The sequence below is a fragment of the Pseudomonas sp. m6p genome (genome assembly GCF_055760375.1).
The window spans coordinates 5,869,249-5,887,971 of sequence record NZ_CM147084.1; the positions used below are offsets into that span (position 1 = coordinate 5,869,249).

The 18,723-nt window shown below is 57.2% G+C and carries 20 protein-coding genes; all 20 read right to left on the reverse strand.

Annotated features, from left to right (window positions below; genetic code table 11):
* The 20 genes from ACYZUM_RS26840 to rpmH all read right to left on the reverse strand — a co-directional run bounded on the left by ACYZUM_RS26840 (position 1) and on the right by rpmH (position 18,401).
* Positions 1-777, reverse strand: a complete 777-nt coding sequence (locus ACYZUM_RS26840; RefSeq protein ID WP_041073573.1) for a DeoR/GlpR family DNA-binding transcription regulator — start codon at positions 775-777, stop codon at positions 1-3.
* Between the two features lie 158 nt (positions 778-935).
* A complete protein-coding gene (gene glmU, locus ACYZUM_RS26845) occupies positions 936-2,303 on the reverse strand; it encodes a bifunctional UDP-N-acetylglucosamine diphosphorylase/glucosamine-1-phosphate N-acetyltransferase GlmU (RefSeq protein ID WP_108184345.1) in 1,368 nt (455 codons plus the stop codon).
* Positions 2,304-2,420: 117 nt separating this feature from the next.
* Entirely contained in the window at positions 2,421-2,846 is a 426-nt protein-coding gene (locus ACYZUM_RS26850; RefSeq protein ID WP_007954164.1) for a F0F1 ATP synthase subunit epsilon, read from the reverse strand.
* Positions 2,847-2,891: 45 nt separating this feature from the next.
* Positions 2,892-4,268, reverse strand: coding sequence for a F0F1 ATP synthase subunit beta (atpD, locus tag ACYZUM_RS26855; protein ID WP_007954162.1), 1,377 nt, complete (start codon positions 4,266-4,268; stop codon positions 2,892-2,894).
* 27 nt (positions 4,269-4,295) lie between these two features.
* Complete coding sequence (atpG, locus tag ACYZUM_RS26860; RefSeq protein WP_007954161.1) at positions 4,296-5,156, reverse strand: F0F1 ATP synthase subunit gamma; 861 nt, start codon at positions 5,154-5,156, stop codon at positions 4,296-4,298.
* A gap of 50 nt (positions 5,157-5,206) precedes the next feature.
* Complete coding sequence (atpA, locus tag ACYZUM_RS26865; RefSeq protein ID WP_041073579.1) at positions 5,207-6,751, reverse strand: F0F1 ATP synthase subunit alpha; 1,545 nt, start codon at positions 6,749-6,751, stop codon at positions 5,207-5,209.
* 21 nt (positions 6,752-6,772) lie between these two features.
* Complete coding sequence (locus ACYZUM_RS26870) at positions 6,773-7,309, reverse strand: F0F1 ATP synthase subunit delta (protein WP_007911956.1); 537 nt, start codon at positions 7,307-7,309, stop codon at positions 6,773-6,775.
* 12 nt (positions 7,310-7,321) lie between these two features.
* Entirely contained in the window at positions 7,322-7,792 is a 471-nt protein-coding gene (locus ACYZUM_RS26875) for a F0F1 ATP synthase subunit B (RefSeq protein WP_011336718.1), read from the reverse strand.
* A gap of 59 nt (positions 7,793-7,851) precedes the next feature.
* Positions 7,852-8,109 carry a F0F1 ATP synthase subunit C gene (gene atpE, locus ACYZUM_RS26880; protein ID WP_003097235.1) on the reverse strand — a complete coding sequence of 86 codons (258 nt, stop codon included), beginning with the start codon at positions 8,107-8,109 and terminating at the stop codon, positions 7,852-7,854.
* A gap of 133 nt (positions 8,110-8,242) precedes the next feature.
* On the reverse strand, positions 8,243-9,112 hold the full coding sequence (gene atpB, locus ACYZUM_RS26885; protein ID WP_047297389.1) for a F0F1 ATP synthase subunit A: 870 nt from the start codon (positions 9,110-9,112) through the stop codon (positions 8,243-8,245).
* Positions 9,113-9,128: 16 nt separating this feature from the next.
* Positions 9,129-9,536: a F0F1 ATP synthase subunit I gene (locus ACYZUM_RS26890; protein ID WP_003229783.1), complete on the reverse strand. Its 408-nt coding sequence runs from the start codon at positions 9,534-9,536 to the stop codon at positions 9,129-9,131.
* 148 nt (positions 9,537-9,684) lie between these two features.
* The gene (locus ACYZUM_RS26895) at positions 9,685-10,557 is read right to left on the reverse strand and encodes a ParB/RepB/Spo0J family partition protein (protein ID WP_003229785.1); all 873 of its coding nucleotides are present in this window, start codon (positions 10,555-10,557) and stop codon (positions 9,685-9,687) included.
* Between the two features lie 9 nt (positions 10,558-10,566).
* Positions 10,567-11,364 carry a ParA family protein gene (locus ACYZUM_RS26900; RefSeq protein WP_041073588.1) on the reverse strand — a complete coding sequence of 266 codons (798 nt, stop codon included), beginning with the start codon at positions 11,362-11,364 and terminating at the stop codon, positions 10,567-10,569.
* A gap of 18 nt (positions 11,365-11,382) precedes the next feature.
* The gene (rsmG, locus tag ACYZUM_RS26905) at positions 11,383-12,027 is read right to left on the reverse strand and encodes a 16S rRNA (guanine(527)-N(7))-methyltransferase RsmG (protein ID WP_108184346.1); all 645 of its coding nucleotides are present in this window, start codon (positions 12,025-12,027) and stop codon (positions 11,383-11,385) included.
* Positions 12,024-13,922, reverse strand: a complete 1,899-nt coding sequence (gene mnmG, locus ACYZUM_RS26910; protein ID WP_108184347.1) for a tRNA uridine-5-carboxymethylaminomethyl(34) synthesis enzyme MnmG — start codon at positions 13,920-13,922, stop codon at positions 12,024-12,026. Before mnmG ends, rsmG begins: the two co-directional genes overlap by 4 nt.
* 551 nt (positions 13,923-14,473) lie before the next feature.
* The gene (gene mnmE, locus ACYZUM_RS26915; RefSeq protein ID WP_108184348.1) at positions 14,474-15,844 is read right to left on the reverse strand and encodes a tRNA uridine-5-carboxymethylaminomethyl(34) synthesis GTPase MnmE; all 1,371 of its coding nucleotides are present in this window, start codon (positions 15,842-15,844) and stop codon (positions 14,474-14,476) included.
* Between the two features lie 81 nt (positions 15,845-15,925).
* A complete protein-coding gene (yidC, locus tag ACYZUM_RS26920) occupies positions 15,926-17,608 on the reverse strand; it encodes a membrane protein insertase YidC (RefSeq protein ID WP_108184349.1) in 1,683 nt (560 codons plus the stop codon).
* Between the two features lie 2 nt (positions 17,609-17,610).
* On the reverse strand, positions 17,611-17,856 hold the full coding sequence (gene yidD / locus ACYZUM_RS26925; RefSeq protein ID WP_080921994.1) for a membrane protein insertion efficiency factor YidD: 246 nt from the start codon (positions 17,854-17,856) through the stop codon (positions 17,611-17,613).
* Entirely contained in the window at positions 17,849-18,250 is a 402-nt protein-coding gene (gene rnpA / locus ACYZUM_RS26930) for a ribonuclease P protein component (protein ID WP_218191430.1), read from the reverse strand. Before rnpA ends, yidD begins: the two co-directional genes overlap by 8 nt.
* Positions 18,251-18,266: 16 nt before the next feature.
* Complete coding sequence (gene rpmH / locus ACYZUM_RS26935) at positions 18,267-18,401, reverse strand: 50S ribosomal protein L34 (protein WP_003213577.1); 135 nt, start codon at positions 18,399-18,401, stop codon at positions 18,267-18,269.
* Between the last annotated feature and the right edge of the window lie 322 nt (positions 18,402-18,723).

Genomic DNA, 18,723 nt, shown 5'->3' on the forward strand with positions numbered 1-18,723 from the left:
TTATTTCTCCTGACTGACAGCCGCGCAAATCAATGTGATACCGCGGGCCTGAATCTGATCGCGGGCCTCTTGTGGCAGGCGATCATCGGTAATGAGGGTATGGACGCTGCTCCACGGCAGCTCCAGGTTGGGGATCTTGCGGCCGATCTTGTCGGCCTCGACCATCACGATCACTTCCCGCGCCACTTCCGCCATCACCCGGCTCAAACCGAGCAACTCGTTGAATGTGGTGGTACCGCGCACCAGATCGATGCCATCGGCGCCGATAAACAACTGGTCGAAGTCGTAAGAGCGTAGTACCTGCTCCGCCACCTGGCCCTGGAAGGACTCCGAATGCGGATCCCAGGTGCCGCCAGTCATCAGCAGCACCGGCTCGTGCTCGAGTTCGCTCAAGGCGTTGGCGACATGCAGGGAGTTGGTCATGACGACCAGACCCGGCTGCTGGCCCAGCTCGGGGATCATGGCGGCGGTGGTACTGCCGCTGTCGATGATGATACGGGCGTGCTCGCGGATACGTTTGACGGCAGCGCGGGCAATCGCCTGTTTGTACTTCGAAACGCTTTGGCCGGGTTCCGCCACCAGCTCCTGCGGCATCGTGATTGCCCCGCCGTAACGGCGCAGCAATAGACCATGGCTTTCCAGCGCAGCCAGATCCTTGCGGATCGTAACTTCCGAGGTTTCGAAGCGCTTGGCCAGTTCATCCACACTGACTTCACCCTGCTCGTTGAGCAAGGCGAGAATGTTGTGGCGGCGCTGGGGTGTATTGCGTTTCGACATGGCGGCTTAAGTTTCGTTTCGAAAGATAACGTAAGCAATCAAAACCTATTGCCCTTCAATCGTCAAGCTCAGGCCATAAAAAAATCGCAGCCCCCGGCATCCTCTATAGGAGTTGCCGAAGGCTGCGATCTTTTGATGTAAAAACTGCTGTGGAAAACTCAGCTCTTCTTGATTTTCTCCGGCCGCTTCCAGCCATCGATATTTTTCTGCCGCGCCCGACCCACGGCCAACTGCGCGTTATCCACATTCTGGGTAATGGTCGAGCCAGCCGCCGTGGTTGCACCGGACGAGATATCCACAGGCGCGACCAGCGAGTTGTTGGAGCCGATGAATACATCTTCGCCCAACACGGTTTTCCATTTGTTGGCGCCATCGTAGTTACAGGTGATGGTGCCGGCGCCAATGTTGGTGCGTGCACCGATTTCCGCGTCGCCCAGGTAGGTCAGATGCCCGGCCTTGGCGCCCTCGCCCATGCGCGCGTTTTTCAGTTCGACAAAGTTACCCACATGCGCGCGCGCTTCCAGAACCGTGCCGGGACGCAAACGGGCGAAAGGACCGGCATCGCTGCCTTCACCCAACACCGCACCTTCGATGTGGCTGTTGGCCTTGATCACCACGCCTTTACGCAGGGTGCTGTCCTTGATCACGCAGTTCGGGCCGATCACCACGTCGTCCTCGATGACAACATTGCCTTCGAGAATCACGTTGACGTCGATCAGCACATCGCGACCGACGGTGACTTCGCCACGCACATCGAAACGCGCCGGGTCACGCAGGGTCACGCCTTGCGCCATCAGGCGGCGGCCGGCGCGCAGCTGGTAATGACGCTCCAGTTCCGACAGTTGCTTGCGATCATTGGCGCCTTGCACTTCCATCGGGTCGTGTGGCTGCTCGGTGGCCACCACCAGACCATCGCTGACCGCCATTTCGATCACGTCGGTCAGGTAGTACTCGCCTTGCGCGTTGTTGTTTGACAGGCGGCTCATCCAGTCGGCCAAACGATTGGCCGGGACAGCGAGAATGCCGGTATTACCTTCGGTGATCGCGCGCTGGGCTTCGCTGGCATCTTTGTGTTCGACGATGGCAGCGACCTTGCCGTCAGCGCCGCGCACGATGCGGCCGTAACCGGTCGGGTCTTCCAGCTCAACGGTCAGCAGGCCCATCTGCCCAGGTACGACGTGCTTGAGCAGACGCTGCAGGGTTTCGACTTCGATCAAAGGCACGTCACCGTAAAGGATCAGTACGGTATCAGCACTGATGAACGGGACCGCCTGAGCCGTGGCATGTCCAGTGCCCAATTGCTTGTCCTGCAGCACGAAATTCAGGTCGTCAGCCGCCAGACGTTCGCGCACCATGTCGGCACCGTGGCCGATCACCACATGAATGCGCTGTGGATCGAGCTGTCGTGCGCTGTGGATAACATGCCCAAGCATGGAATTGCCGGCAACCGGGTGCAGCACTTTCGGCAACGCCGATCGCATACGGGTGCCTTGACCGGCCGCGAGAATAACGATTTCGAGAGACATGACTGGCTACCAATCCTGGGCGGTCAGCAACTGCGACCGGGTTGTAAAAATCGGAAAAGAAAAAAGGGTAGCCGAGGCTACCCTTTTTTATCAATCGCACAACAAGTGGCTGACGGATTAACCGCCAAACTTCTTGCGGATCTGCTGGACGGTGCGCAGCTGAGCTGCAGCCTCGGCCAGACGTGCGGACGCAGCTCCGTAATCGAAATCTGCGCTCTTCTCGTGCAGAGCAGCTTCGGCAGCCTTGAGGGCTGCTTGAGCCTGAGCTTCATCCAGGTCGGCGGCACGTTGCACGGTATCGGCAAGCACCTTGACCATGTTCGGCTGAACCTCGAGGAAACCACCGGAGATGTAGAACACCTCGGCTTCCCCGCCTTGCTTGATCAGGCGGATCGGACCTGGCTTCAGATTAGTGATCAGCGGCGCGTGACCCAGAGCGATACCAAGATCACCCAGTGCACCGTGCGCAATCACCATCTCGACCAGGCCGGAAAAGATTTCCCCTTCCGCGCTGACGATATCGCAATGGACTGTCATAGCCATCTGATTGCCTCAACCTAAATTAGCGCCCGTTGCCGGGCGCCGGGATTACAGTTTCTTGGCTTTCTCGATCGCTTCTTCGATGCCGCCAACCATGTAGAACGCTTGTTCTGGCAGGTGGTCGTAGTCACCGTTGAGGATGCCTTTGAAGCCAGCAATAGTGTCTTTCAGGGAAACGTATTTACCCGAAGCACCGGTGAAGACTTCAGCCACGAAGAACGGCTGCGACAAGAAGCGCTGGATCTTACGAGCACGGTTTACCAACTGCTTGTCGGCTTCCGACAGCTCGTCCATACCCAGGATCGCAATGATGTCCTTCAGCTCTTTGTAGCGCTGCAGCACGTACTGAACACCGCGAGCGGTTTCGTAGTGGTCGTTGCCGATCACGTTCGGATCCAGCTGACGCGAAGTCGAGTCCAGTGGGTCTACCGCTGGGTAGATACCCAGGGAAGCGATGTCACGGGACAGAACGACAGTGGCGTCCAAGTGGGCGAAGGTGGTCGCTGGCGACGGGTCAGTCAAGTCGTCCGCAGGTACGTATACCGCCTGGATCGAAGTAATCGAACCTTGCTTGGTCGAAGTGATGCGCTCTTGCAGCACGCCCATCTCTTCAGCCAGAGTCGGCTGGTAACCTACTGCCGAAGGCATACGGCCCAGCAGTGCGGATACTTCAGTACCGGCCAGGGTGTAACGATAGATGTTGTCGACGAACAGCAGAACGTCGTTACCTTCGTCACGGAACTTCTCGGCCATGGTCAGGCCGGTCAGTGCTACGCGCAGACGGTTTCCCGGCGGCTCGTTCATCTGACCGTAAACCAGGGCCACTTTGTCCAGAACGTTGGAGTCCTTCATCTCGTGGTAGAAGTCGTTACCCTCACGAGTACGCTCACCCACACCGGCGAACACGGAATAACCGCTGTGCTCGATGGCGATGTTACGGATCAGTTCCATCATGTTTACGGTTTTGCCTACACCGGCACCACCGAACAGACCGACTTTACCGCCCTTGGCGAACGGGCAAACCAGGTCGATAACCTTGATGCCGGTTTCCAGCAGCTCGTTGCCGCCAGCTTGTTCAGCGAAGGAAGGAGCGGCGCGGTGAATACCCCAGCGCTCTTCTTCGCCGATCGGGCCAGCTTCGTCGATCGGGTTGCCCAGTACGTCCATGATCCGGCCCAGAGTCGCTTTACCGACCGGTACGGAGATGGCTGCGCCAGTGTTGTTGACGTCCAGACCGCGCTTCAAGCCTTCGGTCGAGCCCATCGCAATGGTACGTACCACGCCGTCGCCCAGCTGCTGCTGAACTTCCAGAGTGGTTTCGGCGCCTTGAACCTTCAAGGCGTCGTAGATGCTCGGTACGCTGTCGCGTGGGAATTCCACGTCGATAACGGCGCCGATGATTTGAACGATACGTCCGCTACTCATAGCTGGATCCTCTGAATATTTGAACCGTTAAACCGCGGCAGCGCCGCCGACGATTTCCGAGATCTCTTGGGTGATCGCAGCCTGACGCGCCTTGTTGTAGATCAGCTGCAAATCGCTGATCAAATCACCGGCGTTGTCGGTAGCGTTCTTCATCGCGATCATCCGCGCAGCTTGTTCGGCCGCGTTGTTCTCGACCACCGCCTGGTACACCTGCGACTCCACGTAGCGCACCATCAAGCCGTCTAGCAGCTCTTTGGCGTCTGGTTCGTAGAGGTAGTCCCAGTGGTGCTTGAGTTCTTGATCCGGGGTCGCCACCAGTGGAATCAACTGCTCCACGGTAGGCTGTTGCGTCATGGTGTTGATGAACTTGTTGGATACCACGGACAGGCGGTCAATACGGCCGTCCAGGTAGGCATCCAGCATCACCTTGACGCTGCCGATCAGATCATTGATCGACGGCTCTTCACCCAGGTGGCTGATAGCTGCAACGACGTTACCGCCGAAGTTGCGGAAAAAGGCCGCACCCTTGCTACCAACAACACACAGATCAATCTCGACGCCGTTTTCGCGGTTTACCGCCATGTCCTTGACCAGGGCCTTGAACAGGTTGGTGTTCAAGCCGCCGCACAGACCACGGTCACTGCTCACTACGACATAACCGACGCGCTTTACTTCACGGTCGATCATGAACGGGTGGCGGTATTCCGGGTTGGCGTTGGCCAGATGCCCAATTACCTGGCGGATACGTTCCGCATAAGGACGGCTAGCAGCCATGCGCATTTGTGCCTTGCGCATTTTGCTGACCGCCACTTTTTCCATGGCGCTGGTAATTTTTTGCGTGCTTTTGATGCTCGCAATCTTACTGCGAATCTCTTTTGCGCCTGCCATGTAACACCTATCAGGTTAGCAAGCGGGAGCCTTGCGGCTCCCGCTGCGGCTTACCAGGTTTGGGTGGCCTTGAACTTCTCGATACCGGCTTTGAGGCCAGCGTCGATTTCGTCATTGAAGTCACCTTTAACGTTGATCTTGGCCATCAAATCGGCGTGATCGCGGTTGAAGAAAGCAATCAGCGCTTGTTCGAAGCTGCCGATCTTGGCGATTTCAATGTCAGTCAGGAACCCACGCTCAGCGGCATACAGCGACAGCGCCATGTCAGCGATCGACATCGGTGCGTATTGCTTCTGCTTCATCAGCTCGGTAACGCGCTGACCATGCTCAAGTTGCTTGCGGGTCGCTTCGTCCAGGTCAGAAGCGAACTGGGCGAATGCTGCCAGTTCACGGTACTGAGCCAGAGCGGTACGGATACCACCGGACAGCTTCTTGATGATCTTGGTCTGAGCGGCACCACCCACACGGGATACCGAAACACCGGCGTTCACTGCAGGGCGAATGCCCGAGTTGAACATGGCCGATTCCAGGAAGATCTGACCGTCGGTGATGGAAATCACGTTGGTCGGAACGAACGCGGAAACGTCGCCAGCCTGGGTTTCGATGATCGGCAGTGCGGTCAGGGAACCGGTTTTGCCGGTCACTGCGCCGTTGGTGAACTTCTCAACGTACTCTTCCGAAACGCGGGATGCGCGCTCCAGCAGACGGGAGTGGAGATAGAACACGTCGCCTGGGTAAGCTTCACGGCCTGGTGGACGGCGCAGCAGCAGGGAAATCTGGCGGTAAGCCACTGCTTGCTTGGACAGATCGTCATAAACGATCAGCGCGTCTTCACCGCGGTCGCGGAAGAATTCACCCATGGTGCAACCGGAGTACGGAGCCAGGAATTGCAGTGCTGCAGATTCCGAAGCGCTCGCTGCAACGATGATGGTGTTAGCCAGTGCACCGTTTTCTTCCAGCTTGCGAACCACGTTGGCGATGGTCGACTGCTTCTGACCGATTGCCACGTAGACGCAGAAAATGCCGCTGTCTTTCTGGTTGATGATCGCGTCGATCGCCAGAGCGGTTTTACCGATCTGACGGTCACCGATGATCAGCTCACGCTGGCCACGGCCGACAGGGATCATGGCATCGACAGCCTTGTAGCCAGTCTGTACAGGCTGGTCTACCGACTTACGCCAGATCACGCCCGGTGCAACTTTCTCGACCGCGTCGGTCTCGGTGTTGCCCAGTGGACCTTTGCCGTCAACAGGGTTACCCAGTGCGTCGACTACGCGACCCAGCAGTTCCTTACCTACCGGAACTTCGAGGATGCGGCCGGTGCACTTGGCGCTCATGCCTTCAGCCAGACTGGTGTATGCGCCCAGTACAACGGCACCTACGGAGTCTTGCTCCAGGTTGAGGGCCATACCGTAGACGCCGCCCGGAAACTCGATCATCTCGCCGTACATGACGTCGGCCAGACCGTGAATCCGCACGATGCCGTCAGATACGCTGACGACAGTGCCTTCGTTACGGGCTTGGGAGGTCACATCGAGCTTTTCGATGCGGCCCTTGATAATTTCACTTATTTCGGAAGGATTGAGTTGCTGCATTGCTCTGCTGCCCCTTCAAACTCAAGATTTCAATGCTTCGGCAAGTTTCGCGATTTTGCCGCGAATCGAGCCATCGATAACCAGGTCGCCGGCGCGGATAACGACACCACCTATAAGGGCAGCATCCTCCGCAACTTGCAGGCGCACTTCCCGGTTGAGTCGTGCACTGAGAACCTTGGCGAGTTTGTCTTGCTGTTCTTGGTTCAATGCAAAAGCACTGGTCACTTCAACGTCTACCGATTTCTCTTGCTCGGCCTTGTACAGGTCGAAAAGAGCGGCGATCTCCGGCAGAAGCGGGAGACGGTCGTTTTCGGCAACGACATTGATGAAATTCTGTGCCTTGGCATCGAACTTGTCGCCGCACACGTCAATGAACGTGGCGGCCTTTTCTGCGCTCGTCAGTCGCGGGGCCTTGAGCACGCGCTGCATGGTGTCGTCTTGCGACACCGCTGCTGCCAGGCCGAGCATGGCTGACCAATTGGCCAGTTGCTGGTGGGCCTGAGCGTGCTCGAAGGCCGCCTTAGCGTAAGGTCGGGCCAACGTGGTCAGTTCTGCCATGATCGCCCTCGCTTAGATTTCAGCAGCCAGTTGGTTAACTAGCTCTGCGTGCGCGTTTTGATCGATTGTGGCACCCAGGATCTTCTCGGCGCCGCCGACAGCCAGCAAGCCCACTTGGGCGCGCAGCTTGTCTTTGACACTGTTCAGTTCCTGTTCGATCTCGGCTTGAGCCTGAACCTTCACACGGTCAGCGTCGATACGGGCTTTTTCAACAGCCTCTTCAACGATCTGGTTACCGCGTTTCTTGGCTTGCTCGATGATTTCAGCTGCCTGAGCTTTCGCTTCGCGCAGTTGCTGACCCGCTTTCTCTTGGGCCAACTCCAGGTCGCGAGCTGCTCGGCTGGCAGCGTCCAGACCATCAGCGATCTTCTTTTGACGTTCGTGCAGTGCCGCAATGACCGGAGGCCATACGAACTTCATGCAGAACAGTACAAAAATCAGGAACGCAACGGACTGGCCAATCAGGGTCGCATTAATGTTCACGCCAACACCTCGCAGTTACGTTGTCCATCACATCAAATTACTCGGAAGAATCCGGGTAATTAGCCAGCGATCTGACCAACGAACGGGTTCGCAAAGGTGAAGAACAGAGCGATACCAACACCGATCATGGTTACGGCGTCGAGCAGACCGGCAACGATGAACATTTTAACTTGCAGCATTGGAACCATTTCTGGCTGACGCGCTGCGCCTTCCAGGAACTTGCCGCCCAGCAGGCCGAAACCAATTGCGGTACCCAGTGCGCCCAGGCCGATCAACAGTGCAACAGCGATAGCGGTTAGACCAACTACAGTTTCCATCTTTCCTCCCGACTTTTACGTCGTATGGTTTAGGTTTTTTAGATTAAAGCGGTAAAACAAATCGTTTCAGAGGCCCGGTTAGGAGCCCCCTCCCGTTTGACCGGGAAGGACATCAGACTAGTCGAGACTCGTCTTAATGGTTTTCTTCGTGCGCCATCGACAGGTAGACGATGGTCAGCATCATGAAGATGAACGCCTGCAGGGTGATGATCAGGATGTGGAACACAGCCCACGCCCACTGCAGAACAACGCCCAGGCCGCTCAGCCAGAGCAGGCCGCTGCCGAACATCACAGCGATCAGAATGAACACCAGCTCGCCGGCATACATGTTGCCGAACAGACGCAGAGCCAGAGAGATCGGCTTGGCGATCAGGGTCACGAATTCCAGCAGGAAGTTCACCGGGATCAGCAGGGCCTGAACGAAGATGTTCTTGCTGCCGAACGGGTGCAGGGTGAGTTCGCCGATGAAACCGCCGATGCCCTTGACCTTGATGCTGTAGAAAATGATCAGCGCGAAAACCGAGAACGCCATGCCCAGGGTCGCGTTCGGGTCGGTTGTCGACACGGCGCGGAACGGGATGTGGTGGTCACCGGAAATCAGGATGGCCAGCTGAGGAATCCAGTCGACCGGTACCAGGTCGACGGCGTTCATCAGGAACACCCAGACGAAGATGGTCAGTGCCAGCGGTGCAATCACCGGGCTACGGCCATGGAAGCTGTCTTTCACGCTGCCATCGACGAATTCGACCAATACTTCAACGAAGTTCTGCAAAGCACCCGGCTGACCCGAAGTCGCTTTCTTTGCCGCCATGCGGAAAAGAAAAACGAAGATCAGACCCAGCGCGACCGACCAGCCGAGGGTATCGACGTGGAAAGCCCAGAAGCCCATTTCCTTGGCTTCTGCTGCGGAATGGGCAAAGCCCCAGCCGCCGTTAGGTAGCTGACCGAAGGTCAGGTTCTGCAAGTGGTGCTGGATATAGCCCGAAGCGGTTGTTTCTGCCATGGTTGCCTCAAACGCCCTAAGGTCTCGAAAGTCTTGTTCTCATCAGCAGGGGAGCGAACCAGCTGACCGACTGAGTCAGCACGAAGGCGCCGAATACTGCGATCGGCGCCAATGGCTTCACACCTGCAAACACCAGTGCAAACAGCACTGCTGTCAAAATCAGTTTGCCTGCCTCGCCGGCATAAAATGACCGGACGATGGACTGGGCTGCTCGGGCGCCGGAAAACCGAAATGCCTTGTGAGCGAAATAAACATTGGGCAGCAAGGCTATCAGGCCTCCGCAAAGTCCCGAGTATCCGGCAACGACTCCGTGCCATTGCCAGAGCGCCAAAGCGGCAATGAGCAAAATGACAAATTGAGCCATCAACACCGGAAAAACCGCCAGGCGATGGAACGGCAGGCGGTTTGGCTTGCGGGTTTCCATCACGTTTGCTCTCCAATGGTCGGCTGCCGAAATTCAATAACTTGGCATAATTTGTGCCGACAAAATGCGCGCAGAGTATAGGGGCGGTTCTGCCCCTATTCAACTGTCAGGTAGTGATTTCCGACTGCGCGCTACATGAGGAAATGTTTCAGCGGATGTGTGCGAGCACACCTTGAAGCTCATCGAGGGAGTTGTAACCGATCACCAACTGCCCTTTTCCCTTCTTCCCGTGGCGGATCTGCACCGCAGAGCCTAGGCGCTCGGCCAGACGCTGTTCGAGCCGGGCGATATCCGGGTCGGGTTTGGCCGCTTCCACAGGCTCCGGTTTGCCACTCAACCACTGGCGAACCAGTGCCTCAGTCTGGCGCACAGTCAGGCCGCGTGCGACAACATGTCGCGCCCCTTCCACCTGCTGATTGTCCGGCAGACCGAGCAAAGCACGGGCATGACCCATTTCCAGGTCACCGTGGGACAGCATGGTCTTGATGACTTCCGGCAGTGCAATAAGTCGCAACAGGTTAGCCACAGTCACGCGGGACTTACCCACAGCCTCGGCCACCTGTTGTTGTGTGAGCTGGAATTCCTGTTGCAGACGCTGCAAGGCGACGGCTTCTTCGATCGGGTTCAGGTCTTCACGCTGAATGTTCTCGATCAGCGCAATGGCGATCGCGGTTTCATCCGGCACATCACGGACCATCGCCGGGATGGTTTCCTGGCCGGCCTGCTGGCTGGCGCGCCAGCGGCGTTCACCGGCGATGATTTCGAAGCGGCCGCCGCCAATCGGGCGCACCACGATCGGCTGCATCACGCCTTGCGACTTGATTGACTGCGCCAGCTCTTCCAGTGCCTGCGGGTCCATGTCGCGGCGTGGCTGGTATTTGCCGCGCTGCAGCAGGTCCAGCGGCAAGTGTTGCAGTTCACGGGTATCGGCCTGCGCCGCCTGTTCTTCCAGCGCGCTGACGGTCGGACCACTCAGCAGTGCATCCAGTCCACGTCCGAGACCTCGTTTCTTGACGGCCATGGGGATTCCTTAAGTTGGCTGGGCAGCGGCGATACGTGAATTTTTGCGCTGACGGCGAACCATTTCGCCCGCCAGAGCCAGATAGGCCAGCGCGCCGCGCGATTGCTTGTCGTAGGCCAGTGCCGGCATACCGTAGCTCGGCGCTTCGGCCAGACGGATGTTGCGCGGGATCACTGTGTCGTACAACTGTTCGCCAAAGTGTTCCTTGAGCTGGGCCGAGACGTCGTTCATCAGACTCAGCCGCGGGTCGTACATGGTGCGCAGCAAACCTTCGACCTTGAGGTTGGGGTTCAGCAGTTCGGCGATGCGCTTGATGTTATCCACAAGGTCGCTCAAGCCTTCGAGCGCAAAGTATTCGCATTGCATGGGGATAATGACCCCATCGGCGGCAACCAGAGCGTTCAACGTGAGCATCGACAGCGACGGCGGGCAGTCGATCAAAATGTAATCGTAGTTTTCACGGATCGGCGCCAGCGCGCTGCGCAGACGGCTTTCCTTCATCTGCATTTCCAGCAGCACCACTTCGGCCGCCGTCAGATCCCGGTTGGCCGGCAGCAGTTGATAACCGCCATGTTCCGAGAAGTGCATGGCCTGGGCCAGATCGCATTCGCCGATCAGCAGGTCGTAGACCGAGTTTTCCAAGCCGTGTTTATCCACACCGCTACCCATGGTGGCGTTGCCCTGTGGATCGAGATCGATCAACAGCACCCGGCGCTTGGTCGCGACCAGGGATGCTGCGAGGTTGATACAGGTGGTGGTTTTGCCCACACCACCCTTCTGGTTCGCTATCGCGAATACCTTAGCCATTCTTGCTTGTGTTCCCAATCATGCCGTGCGGCGCAGTATCAGCAGATGGCGTTGGCCTTGGCAACCGGGGACGGCCAGGGCGTGTTCGCTATCGAGTTTGAAGTCTGCCGGCAATGCTACCAGCTCATCGGCCGGATGAACGCCCTTCATTGCCAGCCAGCGCGTGTCGGCATCGCCCAGATGGCGAGTCCAGTTGGTGAAGTTCTCCATGCTGCTGAACGCTCGGGAGATGATCCCGTTAAATGGCTGAGCAGGCTGGAAAGCTTCGACACGACTGTGGATAACTTGCAGGTTATCCAGTTTGAGTTCGAGTTTGACCTGAGTCAGGAAGCGGGTTTTCTTGCCGTTGCTGTCCAGACAAGTCACTTGCGAGTCCGGATACAGGATCGCCAACGGGATCCCCGGCATGCCGCCGCCGCTGCCGACGTCGAGCCAGCGACCGTTTTCGATAAACGACATCACGCTCAGACTGTCGAGCAGATGCCGCGAGACCATCTCGTCCGGGTCGCGCACTGCAGTCAGGTTGTAGGCCTGGTTCCATTTGATCAACAGGGCCAGGTAACCCAGCAGCAATTCGTGCTGGGCTGCGCTGAGATCGACACCGAGCGCGCGGGCTCCTGTGGATAACTCTTCGGCGTGTTGCGAAGTGACCTTAGAACTCAAGCGCTTTGCTCCAACTGACGGCCCGCGCCGCGTTTTTTCAAATGAATCATCAACAGCGAAATCGCTGCCGGGGTCACGCCCGGAATCCGCGAAGCCTGGCCGAGCGTCTCCGGACGCGTCGCACCGAGCTTGCTCTGGATCTCCTTGGAGAGACCGGAAATGTTGGTGTAATCGATATCCACAGGCAGTTTCGTGTCTTCACTGGCGCGCAGACGGGCGATCTCGTCCTGTTGACGGTCGATGTAACCGGCGTATTTGGTCTTGATTTCAACCTGTTCGGCGACCTGTGGATCTTCGGCGCCCTGCCCGGTCACTTCGACCAGACCAGCGTAGTCGATTTCCGGACGGCTCAAGAGGTTGAGCAAGTTGTATTCGTGAGTCAGCGGTGTGCCGAATTTTTCCGCAATCGCATCGCCCTGCTGCGTGCCCGGGCGAACCCAGGTGCCTTTCAGGCGCTGCTCTTCCAGTTCGATGTTTTCGCGCTTCTTGCAGAACGCCGCCCAACGCGCGTCATCGACCAGACCCAGTTCGCGGCCTTTTTCGGTCAGACGCAGGTCGGCGTTGTCTTCACGCAGGATCAGGCGGTACTCGGCACGGGAAGTGAACATGCGGTACGGCTCTTGGGTACCGAGGGTGATCAGGTCGTCGACCAGTACGCCGATGTACGCCTCATCGCGGCGCGGGCACCAGGCTTCTTTGCCCTTGGCGCGCAGCGCAGCGTTGGCCCCGGCGAGCAAACCTTGCGCACCGGCTTCTTCGTAACCGGTGGTGCCGTTGATTTGCCCGGCGAAGAACAGACCGCCGATGACTTTGGTTTCCAGGCTGTACTTCAGGTCGCGCGGATCGAAGTAGTCGTACTCGATCGCATAACCGGGACGCACGATGTGCGCGTTTTCCATGCCGCGAATCGATTGCACGATCTGCAATTGCACGTCGAACGGCAAGCTTGTGGATATCCCGTTCGGATACAGCTCATGGGTGGTCAGGCCTTCCGGCTCGATGAACACCTGATGGCTTTCCTTGTCGGCAAAGCGGTGGATCTTGTCTTCGATCGACGGGCAATAGCGTGGGCCGATGCCTTCGATTTCACCGGCAGCGGAATACATCGGCGAACGATCGAGGTTCGCCGCAATGATTTCGTGGGTGCGGGCGTTGGTGTGAGTAATCCAGCAACTGACCTGGCGTGGATGCTGTTCCTTGTTGCCCATGAACGACATCACCGGGATCGGCGTATCGCCTGGTTGCTCGGTCATCACCGAGAAATCCACAGACTTGCCATCAATGCGCGGTGGGGTACCGGTTTTCAGGCGACCGACACGCAGCGGCAGTTCACGCAGACGATGTGCTAGGGCAATCGATGGCGGATCACCGGCACGACCGCCGGAGAAATTCTGCAAACCGATGTGGATAAGTCCACCGAGGAACGTTCCGGTTGTCAGCACCACGGAATCGGCGAAAAAGCGCAGACCCATTTGTGTGACCACACCACGCACCTGTTCCTGCTCGACGATCAAGTCGTCAGCAGCCTGTTGAAATATCCACAGGTTCGGCTGGTTTTCCAGGATTTCGCGGACAGCGGCCTTGTACAGAATCCGATCTGCCTGGGCACGGGTTGCACGCACGGCCGGGCCTTTACGGCTGTTCAACACACGAAACTGGATACCGCCCAGATCGGTAGCCACGGCCATCGCGCCGCCGAGGGCATCGATTTCCTTGACCAGATGGCTTTTGCCAATGCCACCGATGGCCGGGTTGCAGCTCATGGCACCGAGGGTTTCCACGTTATGCGTCAGCAACAGGGTTTTTGCCCCCATACGTGCTGAGGCCAGTGCTGCCTCGGTACCGGCATGACCGCCGCCGATGACGATCACTTCAAAACGGGAAGGGAAATCCACCACGCACCTCGTGCCTGCTTAAGTAGGTCATTCAGGAATAGTTTGAGATCAGGTTTCTGAACCTGGTCGACAAGTATAGGGACTTCGCCCTTCCTAAAGAACCCTTTGCACAAAATTTAACCAGCTGTGGAGAACTCGAGATCAAAAGAATAAAAAAGAGAGAAATTTATAAAACCTTTGTTTTTATGTTTATTCTTACTGACCATCCTTTCTGTGGATAGATCGCTACAGGCTATATATTTCAATATGTACAGCGTTTCAAAACCCTGTGACCAGGTGCCAATGAGGCCCTTGGATAACCGCTTTAAGCCTGTGGATGAATGAGGTGGTTATCCACAGAGGCAGTTATATTCAGTTTTGGAGCCCTGTTATCAACTGCCCTCAGCGGCAGTTATTCACAGGGCTTAATCCACAGAAATCCGCTGAGTGACTGTACGACGGCCGAGGGAAATCCGCTGAGGGAGAGGGAATCTGCCCGGCACTGGAGAAAGGAATTGGAAATGAGGGTGCAGACAGGCCGCGAATGGGCCTGTCTGCTTACAGCAGAGGGCTTATTTACCGATACAGAAGCTGGAAAAGATCCGGCCGAGCAGGTCATCGGAGCTGAATGCCCCGGTGATTTCGCCCAGTGAGTGCTGTGCCTGACGCAAATCTTCGGCCAGCAGTTCACCGGCACCTGCCAGCGTCAGCTGTGCACGACCATGTTCCAGCGCTGCACTGGCGTGGCGGAGGGCCTCCAGATGGCGGCGACGGGCACTGAAGCTGCTTTCCGAGGTTTGCTCATAGCCCATGCAGGCCTTGAGGTGGTCGCGCAGCAATTCCAGACCTTCGCCGGCGGATTTGGCGCTGAGGCTGATGGTCACGTGGCCATCGTCACTGACTTCCAGGGCAATCGTCTCACCCGTCAGGTCAGCCTTGTTGCGGATCAAGGTGACTTTGGCCGGATCTGGCCGGGTTTCGAGGAATTCCGGCCACAGGGCAAACGGATCCGCCGCTTCCGGCGCAGTGGCATCGACCACCAGCAACACCCGGTCGGCTTCAGTGATCGCCTTCAGCGCTCGTTCAACACCAATCTTTTCCACTTGATCATCGGTATCGCGCAGACCGGCGGTGTCCACCACGTGCAACGGCATGCCATCAATGTGGATATGTTCGCGCAGAATGTCCCGCGTGGTACCGGCGATCTCAGTCACGATCGCGGCTTCGCGGCCAGCCAGGGCATTCAACAGGCTGGACTTGCCGGCATTCGGACGACCGGCAATCACCACGGTCATACCGTCGCGCAACAAGGCACCCTGTCCGGCTTCTCGCAGCACAGTGGATAACTCTTCACGTACCTTGTCGAGCATGCTCAACACATGGCCATCGGCAAGAAAGTCGATTTCCTCTTCCGGAAAGTCGATGGCAGCTTCCACGTAGATGCGCAGGCCGATCAGTTGTTCAGTGAGGTTATGCACACGCTGGGAAAACGCTCCCTGCAGCGAGCGCAAGGCATTGCGTGCAGCCTGTGCAGAACTGGCTTCGATCAGATCGGCAATCGCCTCGGCCTGAGCCAGGTCGAGTTTGTCGTTGAGGAACGCGCGCTCGCTGAATTCACCGGGGCGGGCCAGACGGCAACCCAGTTCCAGGCAACGCTTGAGCAACATATCCAGAACAATCGGGCCGCCGTGGCCCTGCAGTTCCAGCACGTCTTCACCGGTGAACGAGTTCGGCCCCGGGAAATACAGGGCCAGTCCTTCGTCCAGCACTTGCTGATCATCACTGAAAAACGGACCGTAATGCGCGTAACGCGGTTTCAGTTCACGGCCGCTGATGGCTTTGGCTGCGACGCTGGCCAACGGCCCGGAAATACGGACGATGCCGACACCGCCGCGACCTTGAGCGGTGGCGACAGCGGCGATGGTTTCACGAGGTGCGCTCATAAACCGGAATCCAGACAAAAGTGGCAGATAGCAAAACGCCCCACTAGGGGGCGTTTTGAGTGGTGTTATCCACAGAGTAAGTTACGCCTCGGCTTTTTTCGTCGCCGCTTCGATCTTACGCGTGATGTACCACTGTTGGGCAATCGACAGGCAGTTGTTCACAACCCAGTACAGCACCAGACCAGCCGGGAACCACAGGAAGAAGAAGGTGAAGATGATTGGCATCATTTTCATGACCTTCGCCTGCATCGGATCCGGTGGAGTCGGGTTCAGACGCTGCTGAATGAACATGGTCGCGCCCATGATGATCGGCAGGATGAAGAACGGATCCTTGATCGACAGGTCAGTGATCCACAGCATGAATGGCGCTTGGCGCATTTCCACGCTTTCCAGCAGAACCCAGTACAGCGAAAGGAAAACCGGCATCTGCACGAGGATCGGCAAGCAGCCGCCCAGCGGATTGATCTTCTCTTTCTTGTACAGCTCCATCATGGCTTGCGACATTTTCTGCCGGTCATCGCCATGTTGCTCTTTCAATGCAGCCAGTTTCGGCGCAACGGCACGCATGCGCGCCATGGATTTGTAGCTGGCGGCCGACAATGGGAAGAAGATCCCTTTGATCAGCATGGTCAGGAAGATAATAGACCAGCCCCAGTTACCCACAATCGCGTGAATGTGTTGCAGCAGCCAGAAGATCGGTTGAGCGATGAACCACAGAATGCCGTAGTCGACCGTCAGTTCCAGACCTGGGGACAACTGTTTCAGCACGGCCTGGCTTTTCGGACCGGCGTACAGAATGGCGCTGGTTTCAACTTTCGCACCCGGTGCAGCGGTCAGCGAAGGACCGGTGTAACCGATGATGTAGTTGCCTTTGCTGTCTTTACGCGTCTGAACGATGTTGTTTTCGCCTTTCGGCGCAACCCACGCAGTCACGAAGTAGTGCTGCAGCCAAGCTACCCAGCCACCGGTGACGGTTTCCTTCAGCTGACCTTTGTCCATGTCTTTCATGGACACTTTCTTGTACGGCTCGGAACTTGTCCACAGGGCAGCGCCCAGGTAAGTCGCAGTGCCGGTGGCAGTGGTCGACGAAGGGTCGGCACTGGCATCGCGCTTCAGCTGGGCGAACATCGAACCCGACCAAGGCTGAGCGCTCTGGTTATCCACAAGGTAGGTCACGGTCACGTCATACAGGCCGCGTTTCAGAGTGAAACGCTTGATGTAATTGACGCCGTCCTTGCTGAACTTCAGGTCGACAACCAGTTGATCCTGACCGTCAGCCAGTTGATAACTTTTCTTCTCCGAGGCGTAAACCGGACGACCGGCCGGGCTTGCGTCCGGACCGTTGGTGCCGATCAGGCCGCTTTGTGCCAGATAAGTACGCTCGCCGCCGTTGTCGAACAGTTGAAACGGCACATCAGGACGGTCCTGACGACGTGGATACAGTGGCAAAGTCAGTTGAGCAACGTCACCGCCCTGTGGATCGATCGCCAGATCGAGCACGTCGGTTTTGACCTGGATCAGATCCTTGCTGGCAGCGACTGGCGTTTCCACAGGTGCGCTGGTATCGCTGGCGGCACGCGGAATATCGTCACTGGCGGAAGCGTTATTGCCAGGAACGGTGTCCGGCAAACCGGATGCAGTCGTACTGGTAGCAACATTCTGAGTCGGCAGGGCAGCCTGGCCATAATCCTGGTTCCATTTAAGAACCATGACGTAGGACACGATTGCCAGGGCGACGATCAGGATCGTGCGTTTGATATCCATGATTACTCGGCCATCGAAGAAGAACGGGAGGTAGGGATAGGTGGAACCGGGTCATAACCACCGGGATTCCACGGATGACAGCGACCTAAACGACGAAAGGTCAGCCAGCCACCGCGCAGAAGGCCATGATTTTCGATGGCTTCATACGCGTAGCAAGAACAACTGGGGTAGAAACGACAGTGATTGGCCATCAAAGGACTAATGGCGTAGCGATAAAACTGGATCGGAACGAGGGCCAGTTTACGCATCTGGACTGTCTACCCCTACAGTTTCGGTTTTGACTGCTGAAACTGGCTTGTTACGGGCCAGGCGCTTCCAGAGTTTGCCGAAATGCTGAATCAATTCGGGGTTTTCTACGTCGCCCAAACCTTTGCGCGCGACGATAACGATGTCCCAGCCGACCAGAGAATCCTGGTGCAGACGGAACGATTCGCGCATCAGACGTTTGAGGCGATTGCGCTCAACGGAGAGCTTTACGCTCTTTTTCCCGATAACCAGCCCGAGACGGGGGTGATCAAGATCGTTGTTGCGCGCAAGGAGCAGGAGATTTTTCCCCGGAACCTTGCCGGTAGGGGAGTCAAAGACTGCCTTGAAATGCCGGGGGGTAAGCAGACGCTTTTCCCGACTGAAGTCCTGACTCACCTCCAGTACCGGATTATCAAACTGCCAGACGCGCACGACCTTTGGCGCGACGACGCGACAGGACAGCGCGACCGTTCTTGGTAGCCATGCGAGCACGGAAACCGTGGGTACGAGCGCGTTTGATAGTGCTTGGTTGGAAAGTACGTTTCATGTCGTGTTACCTGGTTCGTCCACAACGGGCCGGAATGGCCCCCGTTTTAAGAGACCGGGGATTCTAGAGAAAGCAAGCCCTCAGGTCAATTTCCAACCAGCGTTTCCTTATAAATAGATCTCTGGAGCTTGCGGAAGCGAAATCCTGTTTGCCAGACATAAAAATAAAGAAGGGAATTATTTAAAGCTTTTCTGTAAAGCTTGTAAAAGCTAGGGTGCCCCTCTTCTGTGGATAACCATGCTCAGCCCTTATAAAGCTTGATGTACAGAGAATGACAACTACAGTGGAAAACCGTGTTCAGCCTGTGCTGCGCTGTCGGATA

What these genes read in the sequence shown, in the direction of transcription:
- ACYZUM_RS26895 (WP_003229785.1), bottom strand. Translation starts at nt 10,557, where the DNA reads ATGGCCGTCAAGAAACGAGGTCTCGGACGTGGACTGGATGCACTGCTG.
- ACYZUM_RS26900 (WP_041073588.1), bottom strand. Translation starts at nt 11,364, where the DNA reads ATGGCTAAGGTATTCGCGATAGCGAACCAGAAGGGTGGTGTGGGCAAA.
- ACYZUM_RS26840 (WP_041073573.1), bottom strand. Translation starts at nt 777, where the DNA reads ATGTCGAAACGCAATACACCCCAGCGCCGCCACAACATTCTCGCCTTG.
- atpG (WP_007954161.1), bottom strand. Translation starts at nt 5,156, where the DNA reads ATGGCAGGCGCAAAAGAGATTCGCAGTAAGATTGCGAGCATCAAAAGC.
- ACYZUM_RS26890 (WP_003229783.1), bottom strand. Translation starts at nt 9,536, where the DNA reads ATGGAAACCCGCAAGCCAAACCGCCTGCCGTTCCATCGCCTGGCGGTT.
- atpE (WP_003097235.1), bottom strand. Translation starts at nt 8,109, where the DNA reads ATGGAAACTGTAGTTGGTCTAACCGCTATCGCTGTTGCACTGTTGATC.
- atpB (WP_047297389.1), bottom strand. Translation starts at nt 9,112, where the DNA reads ATGGCAGAAACAACCGCTTCGGGCTATATCCAGCACCACTTGCAGAAC.
- atpD (WP_007954162.1), bottom strand. Translation starts at nt 4,268, where the DNA reads ATGAGTAGCGGACGTATCGTTCAAATCATCGGCGCCGTTATCGACGTG.
- ACYZUM_RS26870 (WP_007911956.1), bottom strand. Translation starts at nt 7,309, where the DNA reads ATGGCAGAACTGACCACGTTGGCCCGACCTTACGCTAAGGCGGCCTTC.
- rpmH (WP_003213577.1), bottom strand. Translation starts at nt 18,401, where the DNA reads ATGAAACGTACTTTCCAACCAAGCACTATCAAACGCGCTCGTACCCAC.
- yidC (WP_108184349.1), bottom strand. Translation starts at nt 17,608, where the DNA reads ATGGATATCAAACGCACGATCCTGATCGTCGCCCTGGCAATCGTGTCC.
- glmU (WP_108184345.1), bottom strand. Translation starts at nt 2,303, where the DNA reads ATGTCTCTCGAAATCGTTATTCTCGCGGCCGGTCAAGGCACCCGTATG.
- atpA (WP_041073579.1), bottom strand. Translation starts at nt 6,751, where the DNA reads ATGCAGCAACTCAATCCTTCCGAAATAAGTGAAATTATCAAGGGCCGC.
- yidD (WP_080921994.1), bottom strand. Translation starts at nt 17,856, where the DNA reads ATGCGTAAACTGGCCCTCGTTCCGATCCAGTTTTATCGCTACGCCATT.
- ACYZUM_RS26850 (WP_007954164.1), bottom strand. Translation starts at nt 2,846, where the DNA reads ATGGCTATGACAGTCCATTGCGATATCGTCAGCGCGGAAGGGGAAATC.
- mnmE (WP_108184348.1), bottom strand. Translation starts at nt 15,844, where the DNA reads ATGAGCGCACCTCGTGAAACCATCGCCGCTGTCGCCACCGCTCAAGGT.